This is a genomic window from Duganella sp. HH101, assembly GCF_001758795.1.
Taxonomy (GTDB): Bacteria; Pseudomonadota; Gammaproteobacteria; order Burkholderiales; family Burkholderiaceae_D; genus Rugamonas; species Rugamonas rivuli.
In genome coordinates, this window is sequence record NZ_LRON01000004.1 from 416,419 (window position 1) to 429,029 (window position 12,611).

11 protein-coding genes are annotated in these 12,611 nt (G+C 64.1%); 4 read left to right on the forward strand and 7 right to left on the reverse strand.

Translation table 11 applies throughout. The features are described from left to right. Positions 1–9: 9 nt before the first annotated feature. On the reverse strand, positions 10–1,224 hold the full coding sequence (gene dapC / locus DUGA2_RS09410) for a succinyldiaminopimelate transaminase (protein ID WP_070269001.1): 1,215 nt from the start codon (positions 1,222–1,224) through the stop codon (positions 10–12). Positions 1,225–1,384: 160 nt separating this feature from the next. On the opposite strand from dapC, the gene DUGA2_RS09415 reads away from it, so the two are divergent. Continuing rightward, positions 1,385–3,202, forward strand: coding sequence for a DUF4153 domain-containing protein (locus DUGA2_RS09415; RefSeq protein WP_070269002.1), 1,818 nt, complete (start codon positions 1,385–1,387; stop codon positions 3,200–3,202). Here the strand turns inward: DUGA2_RS09415 and DUGA2_RS09420 are convergent. Continuing rightward, positions 3,186–3,581 carry a MerR family transcriptional regulator gene (locus DUGA2_RS09420; RefSeq protein WP_070269004.1) on the reverse strand — a complete coding sequence of 132 codons (396 nt, stop codon included), beginning with the start codon at positions 3,579–3,581 and terminating at the stop codon, positions 3,186–3,188. The two genes, DUGA2_RS09415 and DUGA2_RS09420, sit on opposite strands and share 17 nt — an antisense overlap. A gap of 78 nt (positions 3,582–3,659) precedes the next feature. Between DUGA2_RS09420 and DUGA2_RS09425 the strand changes: the two genes are divergently transcribed. Further along, positions 3,660–4,055, forward strand: a complete 396-nt coding sequence (locus DUGA2_RS09425; RefSeq protein WP_070269006.1) for a hypothetical protein — start codon at positions 3,660–3,662, stop codon at positions 4,053–4,055. Between the two features lie 5 nt (positions 4,056–4,060). On the opposite strand, the gene DUGA2_RS09430 is transcribed toward DUGA2_RS09425, so the two are convergent. Genes DUGA2_RS09430 through DUGA2_RS09445 form a run of 4 tightly spaced genes read right to left on the reverse strand, consistent with a single transcriptional unit; the run spans position 4,061 to position 8,971 of the window. Then, positions 4,061–6,169, reverse strand: a complete 2,109-nt coding sequence (locus DUGA2_RS09430; RefSeq protein ID WP_070269008.1) for a TonB-dependent receptor — start codon at positions 6,167–6,169, stop codon at positions 4,061–4,063. Between the two features lie 20 nt (positions 6,170–6,189). Further along, positions 6,190–7,605: a PepSY domain-containing protein gene (locus DUGA2_RS09435; RefSeq protein ID WP_070269009.1), complete on the reverse strand. Its 1,416-nt coding sequence runs from the start codon at positions 7,603–7,605 to the stop codon at positions 6,190–6,192. A 57-nt stretch (positions 7,606–7,662) separates the two neighbouring features. Further along, positions 7,663–8,046, reverse strand: a complete 384-nt coding sequence (locus DUGA2_RS09440) for a DUF2946 domain-containing protein (RefSeq protein WP_070269010.1) — start codon at positions 8,044–8,046, stop codon at positions 7,663–7,665. A gap of 7 nt (positions 8,047–8,053) precedes the next feature. After that, positions 8,054–8,971, reverse strand: coding sequence for a LysR family transcriptional regulator (locus DUGA2_RS09445; protein WP_070269012.1), 918 nt, complete (start codon positions 8,969–8,971; stop codon positions 8,054–8,056). Between the two features lie 93 nt (positions 8,972–9,064). On the opposite strand from DUGA2_RS09445, the gene DUGA2_RS09450 reads away from it, so the two are divergent. Further along, positions 9,065–10,231, forward strand: coding sequence for a mandelate racemase/muconate lactonizing enzyme family protein (locus DUGA2_RS09450; protein ID WP_070269014.1), 1,167 nt, complete (start codon positions 9,065–9,067; stop codon positions 10,229–10,231). A gap of 6 nt (positions 10,232–10,237) precedes the next feature. On the opposite strand, the gene DUGA2_RS09455 is transcribed toward DUGA2_RS09450, so the two are convergent. Continuing rightward, the gene (locus DUGA2_RS09455; RefSeq protein ID WP_070269015.1) at positions 10,238–11,227 is read right to left on the reverse strand and encodes a dipeptidase; all 990 of its coding nucleotides are present in this window, start codon (positions 11,225–11,227) and stop codon (positions 10,238–10,240) included. A gap of 121 nt (positions 11,228–11,348) precedes the next feature. Here DUGA2_RS09455 and DUGA2_RS09460 point away from each other — a divergent pair, with 121 nt between their 5' ends. Continuing rightward, a complete protein-coding gene (locus tag DUGA2_RS09460; RefSeq protein WP_070269017.1) occupies positions 11,349–12,608 on the forward strand; it encodes a DEAD/DEAH box helicase in 1,260 nt (419 codons plus the stop codon). The last annotated feature ends 3 nt before the right edge of the window (positions 12,609–12,611 follow it).

The following is a 12,611-nucleotide window of genomic DNA, read 5'->3' on the forward strand; positions in this document are numbered from 1 at the left end:
TTTACTCAATTATTTGTTAAGGGACTTGCAGAATTGGACAATGCGCTGCGCAGCTTCCAGGCCTTCTTCCGTTTCGGCGACCAGCGCCATGCGGATGCGGTTGCGGCCCGGATTGGCGCCGTGGGCGTCGCGCGCCAGGTAGCTGCCCGGCAGTACCGTGACATTATATTCGGCGTACAGGCGCTGGGCGAATTCGGTGTCCGACAGGCCGGTCTGGCTGACGTCGGCCCACAGGTAGAAGCCGGCGTCCGGCAGTTCCACCTGCAGCACTTCCTGCAGCAGCGGGGTGATGGCGGCGAATTTGGCGCGGTATTTTTCGCGGTTCTGTTCGACGTGGGTTTCGTCGTTCCAGGCCGCGATGGAAGCAGCTTGCACGGAAGGGCTCATGGCTCCGCCGTGATAGGTGCGGTACAACAGGAATTTTTTCAGGATGTCGGCGTCGCCGGCCACGAAGCCCGAGCGCATGCCCGGCACGTTGGAACGCTTCGACAGGCTGCTGAACACCACCAGGCGCGCGTAAGGCTTGTCGATGGTGGACAGGCCCAGGGTGTGGGCCGCTTCCAGCGCGCCCAGCGGCGCCTTGTCGCCGTGGTAGATCTCGGAGTAGCACTCGTCGGCGGCGATGATGAAGTTGTAGCGCTCGGACAGGGCGAACAGGTTCTCCCAGTCGGTCAACGTCAGCACGGCGCCGGTCGGATTGCCGGGGGAGCACAGGAACAGCAGCGATACGCGTTCCCAGACCGAGCTCGGGATGCTGTCGTAGTCGCAGCCGAAGTTGCGGGCCGGGTCGGAGTTGACGAAGTACGGCTCGGCGCCGGCCAGGTAGGCCGCGCCCTCGTAGATCTGGTAGAACGGGTTGGGGCTGACCACCAGCGATTTTGCGGCCGGATCGATCACGGTCTGCGCCAGCGCGAACAGCGCCTCGCGCGAGCCATTCACCGGCAGCACCTGGGTGGCGGGGTTCAGCTTGGGGATGCCGTAACGGCGCTCCAGCCAGCCGGCGATGGCGCCGCGCAGCGCGTCCGAGCCGATGGTGGTCGGGTAGCTGGCCAGGCCGTCCACATTGTCGATCAGCGCCTGCTGGATGAACTGCGGCGTCGGGTGTTTGGGCTCGCCCATGCCCAGGCTGATGGCCTTGTGCTGTGGGCTGGCAGTCACCTGCGCAAACAGCTGGCGCAGTTTTTCGAACGGATAGGGTTGCAGCTTGTCGAGATGTGGATTCACTTGGCGGACCGGGTGCGGAACGTTGATAAAAGAGCAGGGTAGACAAGCATTATAGCGCCTCCGCACGGGTGTCGTCATACGACGGTTAGAAGCCTTGCTATCAATGCCAAATAATAAACGTGTGAGATACTTCGGCCCATGGTTCACGACGAGGTTATGCATGGAACAGGATGAAACGATGCTGGGCGCGGGCGTCAGCCGGCGCGTGATGGCGCTGCGGCTGGCGACGGGACTGGCGCAGGGCGCGCTGCTGTATTGGCTGTACCAGGCCGACCGGGGAGGCTGGTGGCCGGCCGGTGCGCCGTATGTGATGACGCCACTGCTGATGGCCTGTGCGCTGTTGCCGGCGATGCTGATATCGGCCATGGGCCACATGGCGCCGAAAAAAGTGGTGCAGTGGATGTTGGCTGCTGTCGGCGTGGTGCTGGTCATGGCTTTGCATGCCGTCAGTCGCGAAGCGGGCCTGGCGCGAGGCGCCGGCGAGCTTGCGAAAGGCGCGTTCACGTCGATACCGGGCCCGATGATGGTTTTCGGCGCGGTCTTCATGTACATCGCCCACTCGCTGGTGATGGCGGGGGCCGCGGACAAGCGACGCATCGCCAGCTATCACACCTATTTCGAGCTGGCGTGGAAGCTGGCGGTGCAGCTGATGTTCTCGGCCTTCTTTGTCGGCTCGCTGTGGCTGGTGCTGTTGATGGGCAGCGGCCTGTTTGCGATGGTGAAGCTGGGCTTCCTCAAGCAGATGATGGAGGAGTCGTGGTTCGTGGTGCCGGTGATCTGCTTCGCCTGGTCGTGCGCGATGCACATCACGGACGTGCGGCCGGCCATTGTGCGCGGCATCCGCAGCCTGCTGCTGGTGCTGCTGTCGTGGATATTGCCGGTGGCGGCGCTGATCGTCAGCGGCTTCCTTTGCGCGCTGCCGTTCACGGGGTTGGATGTGCTGTGGGCCACGCGCCACGCTACCTCGCTGCTGCTGGCGGCAGACGCGGTGCTGATCGTGCTGATTAACGCGGCCTTCCAGAATGGCCAGGCCAAGGCGGCGCTGGTGGTGCGTGTGAGCGCGCGCGTGGCCGCGCTGCTGATCCTGCCGCTGACGGCTATCGCCGTCTATGCGCTGGGCTTGCGGGTGCACGACTATGGCTGGACCTCGGACCGCGTGATCGCGGCGGCCTGCCTGGTGGTCGCAAGCTGCTATGCACTGGGCTATGCCTGGGCGGCGCACCGCTACGAGACATGGCTGTGCCCCATCGCCAAGGTGAACGTGGCGACAGCGTTCGTGGTGCTGGCGGTGCTGCTGGCGTTGTTTACGCCGATCGCCGATCCTGCTCGGCTGTCGGTGAACAACCAGGTGGCGCGGCTGGAGAAGGGCCGTACCAAGGCTGCGCAGTTCGACTTCCACTATTTGCGTTTCGAAGGACGGCGCTACGGCCAGGAGGCGTTAACGCGCCTGTCGCAACAAACCACCGGCCCGGATGCGGCGCTGATACGCGACTTGGCCGCCAAGGCATTGAAGGAGACGAATCGCTGGAACGGCGGCCAGCAGGTGGCGCCGGTGTCGATCGTCGACAACGTCAAGGTGTGGCCTGCGACAGCCAGATTGCCGGCCGGCTTCCTTGCGCAGAAGTGGAGCAATATGCCGGACGCGGTGGAGGCCCAATGTCTGGTCACGACCGGGCGCACTTGCGACGCCTTGGTGATTGACGTCGATGGTGATGGTAAGCCGGAGGTGCTGCTGTTTAATGCAGGCCCTTACACAAGGCCGTCGCTTTACGCCGAGCAGGCGGACGGAAAATGGAAGGCGGTCGGAAACCTGGATGCGGACGAAAGCTCTTGCCAGCCGCTGATCGACAAGCTCAAGGCGGGGGAGTACACATTGGTGACGCCGCGTATGAAGGCGTTGGAAGTGGCGGGGCAGGTCTTGCAGTTCCAGTCGGAGTTCGGCCCTGATAACTGCAAGCTTATCAAGGCCGCAAAATAGACGAGTCGTGGGGGGAGGATGTCGCCTGCAAAGGGCATGTCTGCATGTCCTCTCCCAATCTTCGTGTGAGTTCGCCTCGCAGGGTGTGCAGGCCTTCGATGCGTTTGTCGATGTCTTCCAGTTTGCGCTCCAGCGCCGCGCGCAACTGCGGCGCGGACGACTCAGGTTCAGCCAGCAGCGGCAGGTCGGCTTCGATTTCGGCCAGCGTGAAGCCCAGCGTCTGCGCCAGGCGGATGTAGCGCAGCCAGTCCACCGCTTCCGGTGGATAGTCGCGGTAGCCGTTGGCGCTGCGGCGCGCGCGCAGCAGGCCGCGCTTCTCGTAAAAGCGCAGGGTGTCGCGGCTTAGGCCCGTGGCGCTGGCGATTTCTCCGATTTGCATGCCTGGACTCCAAATATCGTTTGACCCTGGAGTGTACTCCAGGCTTTAGCATGGCTCCACCATATTCAAGGAGACCTCATGCTTGCACCATCCACCTTCCGCAAAATTGTCCTGGGTAGCGCCATTTATGATCTGATCGTGACGGCGCCTTTCGCCACGCCGTGGAGTTTCGCTTTCGCCCGCACGCAACTGGACGACATCAATCAACTGCTGGGCGGTGCGGCGTTGCCAGCATTCGCGCCGTTCCATGTGCTGTTTGCTTGCCTGTTGGGGAGTGTGGTGCTGGTGTGGGCGCTGCTGCGAATCAGCGATCCGCAGCAGCGCTTCGGCCGTTTCGACGGCGCAGCGCGGCTGCTGTTTTCGACCTGGATGATCTGGACGCTCAGCGTCACCGGCGCACCGCTACTCTGGCTGTTTATCGTTCCGGAGATGGCCTTCTGCGTGGCGCAGTGGTTGCCGGTGCACAGGCGATGAGCCGCTTACAGATCGATGCTGATGCCCAGTTCTATTGAACGCCCATGGCCGGGCAGGGCGCGCAGCGTGCCGCCGTCGGCCCGCAGGCCTGACAGGTAGACGCCGCCCAGCGGATCGGCATACGCTTTATCCAGCAGGTTGCTGACGCCAGCCGTCAGGCGCACATTCTTCCGCACCTGATAGGCGGTGTGCGCGTTGAGGAGGGCATAGCCTGCGGTCTCCGGTTCCAGGCGGCGCGCGTCAACCCGGTCCTTGCGGGCTACCAGTTTAGTCTCGATCTGGCTGTGCCACGCGCCGTTCGAGTGCTCCAGCGTCAGCAAGGCGTTGAACGGCATGATGCGATACAGGTCGCCGCCATCCGTACGCTTTCCGCGCGCGTACGCGGCGTTGCCGGTGACGGTGAACGAGCCAAAGGAAGGGCTGCTGGTCAACGGCGCGCTCCAGGACAGGTTGGCGCCATACAGTTTGGCGTCGTGGTTGGCAAAGCGCAGCAGCGCACCGTTCGCGCTCATTCGCATGTAGGGATTGAACTGTCCCAGGACATCTACGTCGATATAGTCGTGCACGCGGTTGTAGTATGGGTTGAGCTTGACGAACCATCCCGCCGTGCCGCTGCCATGCCAATGCGCGGTGAAGCCCAGTGTGTACGCGGTCTCCGGCTTCAGATCGATATTGCCGACATAGCCGTTGCCGTCGCCGAACCAGTTCGTCATGGTCATGGCCATCGTGCCGCGCCCCCAGGAGTAGCGCTCGTACAGATTGGGCGAGCGGGTCTTGCGGGCCGCCGCCAATTCGTACGTGGAGGACGCATCGGCCTCGAAGCGCGCCAGCGCCGTCAGATCCAGGTTGCTGTCGCGCTGACGGCGCGAGCGGGCGTTGAATGCCGCAGCGGCTGCGGCATCGGCGGCGTTCATCATGTTGTTGGCGTAGGGCTGCACATCGCCGGCATCCATGCGTACCGATTCCCAACGGGCGCCGAGCAGCGATGTCCATTGCGCGTTATGCACGGTCTCCGCCTCGCCGTACAGCGCGATGCGGTCGCGCCGGCCGTCGTTGATGTTCACGTAGGTCTGTGGCCCCATCATCATCGAACCGGGGACGGCGGGCCAGTAGTCCTCCAGGCGGAAGGTATGGTACTCGTGCCCGACGCGCAGCTTGCCGGCGTCGCCCCATGGCAGCGTGGCCTTGAGCGCGTAACCGGCGTTGCGGCCGCGCGTCACCATCGGCATCATGCCGAGCCGTTCTGGTGTGAAGAAGCCCATGTCGTGGTTGGTCCTTTGCCAGTAGGCGCTGCCATCGAGCTCGCCCCAGCCGAACCGGCCGACGTAGCCCAGGTTGGCGAACTTGCCGTCGTTGTCCGTCATGTCCATGTACTGGTTGGGGAAGCCTTGGTAGGGAATGTGCTGTAGGCCTGCGCGCAGCGTGAGCTGTTGGTCTTTGCCGCGCAGGGCCAGCATCGCCGACTGGTTGATGCTTTCATAAAGGCTGGCCAGCACGCGCTGGTTGTTGCCGTCTTCGTAGCTATGACCGCGTGCATAGGCTGCGCTGTAGCCCAAGCTCCAGCGGTCGCTGGCGATGCCGGCCGAGATGCCGCTGTTGATCGTTACGCCATTGCTGCCGGCGTTGAGGGTGACGCGGCCCGTGCTGCGCAGTGCGTCCGCCGTCTCGGCGAACACCGGTGCGGGGGATTTGACGGTGACGGTGCCGCCTATGCTGTCGCCGCCAGCGCTGACTGGCGTTACGCCGGCCAGTACTTCGATGCGGCCCACCTGGCTCGGATCGATGTACGACAGCGGGGCGTTCATGTGGTTGGCGCAGGCGGAGGTGATCTCCATGCCGTCGATGCGGATCTTGAGGCGGTCGTCGCCCAGGCCATTGACGAAGGGCAGGGCGGAGACGCCGCCAGCCTGCGCCGCGCTGTAGCCAGGTGTTGAGCTGAGCAGCAACGCGGAATCGCTGACGGCATTCGGTCGTTGCAGCCAGCCTTCGCCGATGGCGGAGACGATGACTTTGAGGCGCGGCTCGGCGGCCGCTTCGTTGGCGGCTTGCGCGTTGGCTGTTGCAGCGGCGGCGCTGGCGATGGCCAGGCAGGCGGTAAGGTAGTGCTGTTTCATGGTGAATCCTTTTGCTACTGTTATTGATAGTTTGTTTGAGGATGGCGGCGCAGCGCGGTGATCAGCGTATCGAGCAGCAGCGCGGCCAGCATGGATGCGCCGAGCAGCGGGAAGCAGCAGCCCAGCACTACGGCGATCAGCACGACGCCCCGCGCCAGCTGATCACTGTTGCGGCGCTCGGGCGCGGCCAGCCTGCCGACGGGGCGGCGCTTCCACCAGATGACGATGCCGCTGATGCACAGGGCGATCAGCGCCAGGCAGCCGGCCAGCATGAGCAGCAGGTTGGGCGTGCCATACTCTCCGCCCTGATGCACGCTGACGCCCCATTCGGTGATGCGGCCTATCGCGCCGATGCGTTCGGGGCCGATATCCATCAGCACCTTGCGGCTGTATTGGTCGATGTGAATCACGCGCTGGTCCTCCGTGCGGCCGGTGCTGCGGATCGCACTGTAGACGCCACGGGTATCGCGCGGCAGCGCAAGCCGGTAGCCGCGATCGATGCCGATCGACGCCAGTTGCGCGACGACGGCTTCCGGGCTGGCCGTGCCGGGGTGGCTCAACAGGGCATAGTCGTTGGTGCTGGCCTCGTGCGCCATGGCCTTGTGATGTGCATGCGGATCGTCCGATTCGGGAACGGCGAGTTGCTGCTGGGTCCACGGCAGTTCGCCCAGGGCGCGTGCGGGCAGCGTGGATTTGGGCACTCCTCGCCACATGCCATTCGGGACGCCCAGATCGTGCGCGGTCAGCCATGCGTTGACGTTTGCGCCCCAAAAAACCGACCATGGCATGCCGGTCAGCGCCAGGAACAGGATGACGATGCCGCCGAAGGCGCCGGTGACGGCATGCAGATCGCGCCACCACGTTCGCCCCTCGGCTCCCGGCCGTATCGACACCACGCCCACGCGACGGCCACGCGGCCACCACAGATAGACGCCGGTGGACATCAGGACGATGATCCAGCCAGCGACGATTTCAATCACCACCTTGCCGCCGTCACCGGCGATGGCCAACGAATGAATGTGCTTCACGATGGTCATGATGCGCTGGTCTTCGGCGATGGCGCCTGCAACCGTCGCGGTGGCGGGATCGACAAACACCTGTAGCGTGCCGCCGTCGGGCCGGATCACGTCCACCTGCGCGTTGTGCCGGTCGTCTGCAGGCAGGTTGAGTGCCTTGGGCCGCCCCGGATAGGATTGCAACGCGGCGGCGATCAGCCGTGACGGCGGCTGCGTGATATTGCTGGCCTGCGCGCGCAGCATCTGCGGGGCGTAGACCAGGTCGTCGATCTGGCGATGGAACAGGTACATGGCGCCAGTGACCGCCAGTGAAAAAATAAAAGGTACGCAAACCAGGCCGGCAAAAAAATGCCAGCGCCAGATGCGTCGATACAGGCCGGCGCGCGGTGCCGCGGCCGTAGCAGAATACGATGAGCTCATTGCTATCCTCGTCAAACAGATTGACTTGGCGCACAAAAGTGCGCACGTGGGCAGGGATCAGACGAGGGTGGGCGGTGCGCGCGCATGAGCCGCAGACCATGCGTGTAGCGGCTGCGGGGCGGCGTAAAAGAGGGAAGGGTAGATAGCGCGGCCGCCATCCGCAAGCAGCACTGTAGCCGGTGCGGTGCGGATGGCGTCGGAGCCGCCATGGGTGGCGCAGAATGCGCAATGCTCCATGCCGTGCTTGGCGGATGCCGGGGCCTTGCTGTTGTCGCCGGGGGCGAGCTTGACCAGCTTGTAGCCGTTCACCGTGCAGACTTCCACAGTGTCGGCGCCGGCTGCGGCCAGTGCATGCGAAATCGAAGGCGCGAGTGCGCTGAACAGGATGGCCAGCAAGGCTATCCAGATGTGCAGCGTTTGTCGTTTTGCCATTTCGATCATGTTGTCATTATATCCGATGGCGTTTGTTTGCCGTTGCCGGAATGCTCTCCGCGAGGAAGTCGATAAAGGCGCGCACGCGGGCCGGCTGCTGCTGCCGGCTCGGATAATAGACGTACAGGTCGGCCGATGGCAGCGTGTAATCGGCCAGCACCACCTGCAGGCGGCCGCTGTCGAGGTATTTGGCGGCGTCCCATTCGGAGCGCAGCAGGATGCCGTGGCCGTCCAGCGCCCAGCCCAGCACCACGTCGCCGTCGTTGCTGGACAGGCTGCCGTGTACCTTCACCGTCTCGGCCTTGCGGCCCTTTTGCAGCTTCCAGGTGCTGTAGGTATCGTTATTCTGGCGGTGCAGGATGCAATTGTGCTGTACCAGGTCCTGCGGCAGGTGCGGCGTGCCTCGCCGCTTCAGGTAGGCCGGCGAGGCGCACAGGAAGCGCCGGTTGGACAGGATCTTGCGCGCACCCAGGCGCGTATCGGGCAGTTCGCCGAAGCGGATGCCCAGGTCGTAGGCGTCTTCCACCAGGTTGATGGCGCGGTCGGTCAGCTGCAATTGAACTTCCACGTCCGGATAGCGGCGCGCGAAGGCGGAGACCAGCGGCGCGATGGTGGTGCGGCCGAAACCCAGCGTGGCATTCACGCGCAGCAGGCCCTTGGGCGCGGCGCGGCTGCTCGATACCGATTCCTCCATGTCGCGGATGTCGCCGAGGATGCGGGCGGCTTGCGACAGGTAGGTTTCGCCTTCGCTGGTCAGGCTGACGCGGCGCGTGGTGCGGTTCAGCAGACGCACGCCCAGGCGCTGCTCCATCAGCATCAGGCGCTTGGTGACGGCCGGCGGCGTGATGCCCAGTTCGCGCGCGGTGGCGGAAAGGCTGCCCAGCTTCGCCAGCAGCACGAAGAAGGACAATTCTGAGACGATGTCATTATTCACTTGAAGTGTATAAAGGAGTAAATGTCAGTGAATTATACGACTGCTTTTCAATAGTAAGCTTGATCCCATTCTTAGCCCTCTGGAGACAGCACCATGAAAATCGTCGAGATCCGCGAAAAGACCATCCCTATCAGTTCCCCCATCCGCAACGCCTACATCGATTTCAGCAAGATGACTTTGAGCCTGGTGGCGGTGATCACGGACGTGATCCGCGACGGCAAGCCGGTGGTGGGCTACGGCTTCAACTCGAACGGCCGCTATGGGCAGGGCATGTTGATGCGCGAGCGTTTCATCCCGCGCATCCTGGAAGCCGATCCGATCTCGCTGATGAACGACGCCGGCACCAACCTCGATCCGCACAAGATCTGGAACTGCATGTTCACCAACGAGAAGCCGGGCGGCCATGGCGAACGTTCGGTCGCCATCGGCACCATCGACATGGCGGTGTGGGATGCAGTGGCCAAGATTGAAGGCGTGCCGCTGTTCCAGCTGCTGACCGACCGTTACGGCAACGGTAGGCCGGACCGCAAGATCTTCGTCTATGCGGCGGGCGGCTACTACTATCCGGGCCAGGACCACGGGAAGCTGAAGGACGAGATGCGCAGCTACATCGACCGAGGCTACACGGTGGTGAAGAAGAAAATCGGCGGCGCCTCGCTGGATGAAGACCTGCGCCGCATCGATTCCATCCTTAGCGTTCTGGGCGATGGCCAGAAACTGGCGGTGGACGCCAACGGCCGCTTCGACCTGGACACCGCGATCAAGTATGCGAAGGCGCTGTCGCAGTATGACCTGTTCTGGTACGAGGAAGCGGGCGATCCGCTGGACTATGAATTGCAGGCGACGCTGCGCAATTACTACGATAAGCCGATGGCCACCGGCGAGAACCTGTTTTCGATGCAGGACGCCCGCAACCTGATACGCCACGGCGGCATGCGCGCGGACCGCGACTGGCTGCAGTTCGATTGCGCATTGAGCTATGGCCTGGTCGAGTACCTGCGGACGCTGGACATGCTGCACGAGCATGGCTGGTCGCGCAAGCGCTGCATCCCGCATGGCGGCCACCAGATGTCGCTCAATATCGCAGCGGGACTGGGCTTGGGCGGCAACGAGTCGTACCCGGACCTGTTCCAGCCCTTCGGTGGCTTCCCGGATGGCGTAACGGTCGATAACGGCTACATCACCATGCCGGACCTTGTCGGCATCGGCTTCGAGGGCAAGGCCAACCTGTATGCCGAGATGCAGGCGCTCAGCGCCTGATCGTCATCACGCCGCCTTCAGCAAGGACTGTGGCTTGCTCCAGACCTGCTGCGCCACGCGCATCATGTTGCGGCCCATGACCAGTTCGGCCTCGCTGTCGGTCATGCCGACCTTGCGCAGCGCTGCGGCCAGCTGGCGCCAGACTTCCGGCGGCGTGAAGGTCGGTGGACGTTCGGCGCTGTAGCCGGCGGAGGCGGGCCACCAGTAGCCCGGGTCGAAGTCGCCGGGCGGCGTGTCGTCCAGGCCGGGCTGCTGGAAGCAGATGTCCAGGCCGATACCGGCATGCGATACCCCCACCAGATCCGCCACATAGGCCACGTGGCGCGCGACTTCGTCGGCGCCCGGATGCTCTTTACCCACGAACCACGACAGGCCGGATATGCACACCACGCCGCCCGTGGCGGCGCAGGCGCGTATCTGTTCATCGGTGACGTTGCGGCCGTGCGGCACCAGCGCGTGGGGATTCGAGTGGCTGAAGATCACCGGCTGCGACGACGCGGCCATGATATCGAGGCTGCACATGCGGCCCGTGTGCGAGCAGTCCATCAGCATGCCGGCGTCGTTGACCGCCGCCACCATGCTGTGGCCCAGCGGGGTCAGGCCGCGCGGCAGGTCGTGGCAGCCGTCGGCGACGCTGTTGTTGCGGTTGTAGGCGAAGTGGATCTGGCGCACGCCCAGCTGGGCGTACAGGGCCACCATCTCCGGCTGTTCGAGCAGCGGCATCGCGCCTTCCAGGTCGAAGCTGATGGCCATGCGGCCGTCGGCGGCGGCCTGGATCACGTCGTCCACGCTCGAAACGAGCACGTAACGGTCGGGATCTGAGGCGATGGTGGCGCGGTAACCGGCGATGACCGACATCACTTGCGAAATTGGATTCATGTCGCCGCCGACATTGAGCGAGACGTAGTTCACCCCGGCGGCGTGCAGCCGCTGGACGGGCGTGAAGTCGGCCTGCGGATGCTGCGGCAGGCAAGCGTGGGCGTCCCAGTTGATCATGTTCGTAGGCTTTGTCGAAAATACTATATTCCCACGAATGCGTGTCCAGGGCAAATCGCAGCGGCCGGGGTGTGGCGCGCATGCTTTATACTGGCGACAAATTCACATTATTAAGGCCAACATGTCTTTTTCTTCGCTGGGCCTTGCTCCCTCACTGATTAACGCCGTTACCGAAATCGGTTATCAGGAGCCGACCGCCATCCAGAGCGCCGCCATTCCCGCCATCCTGCGCGGGGAGGATGTGCTGGGCGCGGCACAGACGGGGTCCGGCAAAACCGCTGCTTTCGCGCTGCCGCTGTTGCAGTCGCTGCTGGACAACCGCAGCGGCCCGCGCCAGCTGCATGGCCTGGTGCTGGTGCCGACGCGCGAGCTGGCGGCGCAGGTGGGCGAATCGATCCGCAAGCTGGCCTCGCACTTGTCGATGCAGGTCAAGGTGTCCATCGTGTTCGGCGGCGTGTCGATCAATCCGCAGATGATGGCCTTGCGCGGCGGCGCCGATATCGTGGTCGCCACGCCGGGACGGCTGCTGGACCTGATCGACCACAATGCGCTGAAGATCTCGCGCACGGCCATGCTGGTGCTGGACGAGGCCGACCGCCTGCTGGACCTGGGCTTCAGCGAAGAATTGAACCGCATCCTGGAGCTGCTGCCCAAGCAGCGCCAGAACCTGTTCTTCTCGGCGACCTTCCCGCCTGCGGTGCAGGCGCTGGCGGACGGCATGCTGCATCAGCCTACGCGCATCGAGGTGTTGTCCGAACCGGTGAGCAAGCCTGATATCGCCCAGCGCGCGATCATGGTCGATGTGCCGCGCCGTACCATGCTGCTCAAGCATCTGATCCAGGAGCATAAGTGGAGCAGGGTGCTGGTGTTCGTCGCGACCAAGTACGCGGCCGAGCATGTGGCCGATAAGCTGAACCGCAACGGCATCCGCGCCGGCGCCTTCCACGGTGAGTTCAGCCAGGGGGCGCGCACCGAGGTGCTGGGTGACTTCAAGGCCAGCCGTTTGCAGGTGCTGGTGGCGACCGACGTGGCGGCGCGCGGCATCGACATTGCGCGTCTGCCTGCGGTGGTCAACTACGATTTGCCTCGTTCGGCGGTCGACTACACGCACCGCATCGGCCGTACGGGCCGCGCGGGCGAGAGCGGCGTGGCGATCAACTTCGTCAGCGCGGAGACGGAGCAGCATTTCCGCCTGATCGAGAAGCGCCAGGATATTTTGCTGCCGCGCGAGCAGATCGCCGGCTTTGAGGCGGTGGAGACGCTGCCGCCTGCGCCGGCCAATTCGGTGACGGATACCGTCAACGGCGGTATCAAGGGCAAGCGCAAGAGCAAGAAGGACAAGCTGCGCGAGGCGGCTGCAACTGGGGCTTCGGACGAGTAATAA

What these genes read in the sequence shown, in the direction of transcription:
- DUGA2_RS09415 (WP_070269002.1), top strand. Translation starts at nt 1,385, where the DNA reads ATGGAACAGGATGAAACGATGCTGGGCGCGGGCGTCAGCCGGCGCGTG.
- DUGA2_RS09420 (WP_070269004.1), bottom strand. Translation starts at nt 3,581, where the DNA reads ATGCAAATCGGAGAAATCGCCAGCGCCACGGGCCTAAGCCGCGACACC.
- DUGA2_RS09425 (WP_070269006.1), top strand. Translation starts at nt 3,660, where the DNA reads ATGCTTGCACCATCCACCTTCCGCAAAATTGTCCTGGGTAGCGCCATT.
- DUGA2_RS09430 (WP_070269008.1), bottom strand. Translation starts at nt 6,169, where the DNA reads ATGAAACAGCACTACCTTACCGCCTGCCTGGCCATCGCCAGCGCCGCC.
- DUGA2_RS09435 (WP_070269009.1), bottom strand. Translation starts at nt 7,605, where the DNA reads ATGAGCTCATCGTATTCTGCTACGGCCGCGGCACCGCGCGCCGGCCTG.
- DUGA2_RS09440 (WP_070269010.1), bottom strand. Translation starts at nt 8,046, where the DNA reads ATGATCGAAATGGCAAAACGACAAACGCTGCACATCTGGATAGCCTTG.
- DUGA2_RS09450 (WP_070269014.1), top strand. Translation starts at nt 9,065, where the DNA reads ATGAAAATCGTCGAGATCCGCGAAAAGACCATCCCTATCAGTTCCCCC.
- DUGA2_RS09455 (WP_070269015.1), bottom strand. Translation starts at nt 11,227, where the DNA reads ATGATCAACTGGGACGCCCACGCTTGCCTGCCGCAGCATCCGCAGGCC.
- DUGA2_RS09460 (WP_070269017.1), top strand. Translation starts at nt 11,349, where the DNA reads ATGTCTTTTTCTTCGCTGGGCCTTGCTCCCTCACTGATTAACGCCGTT.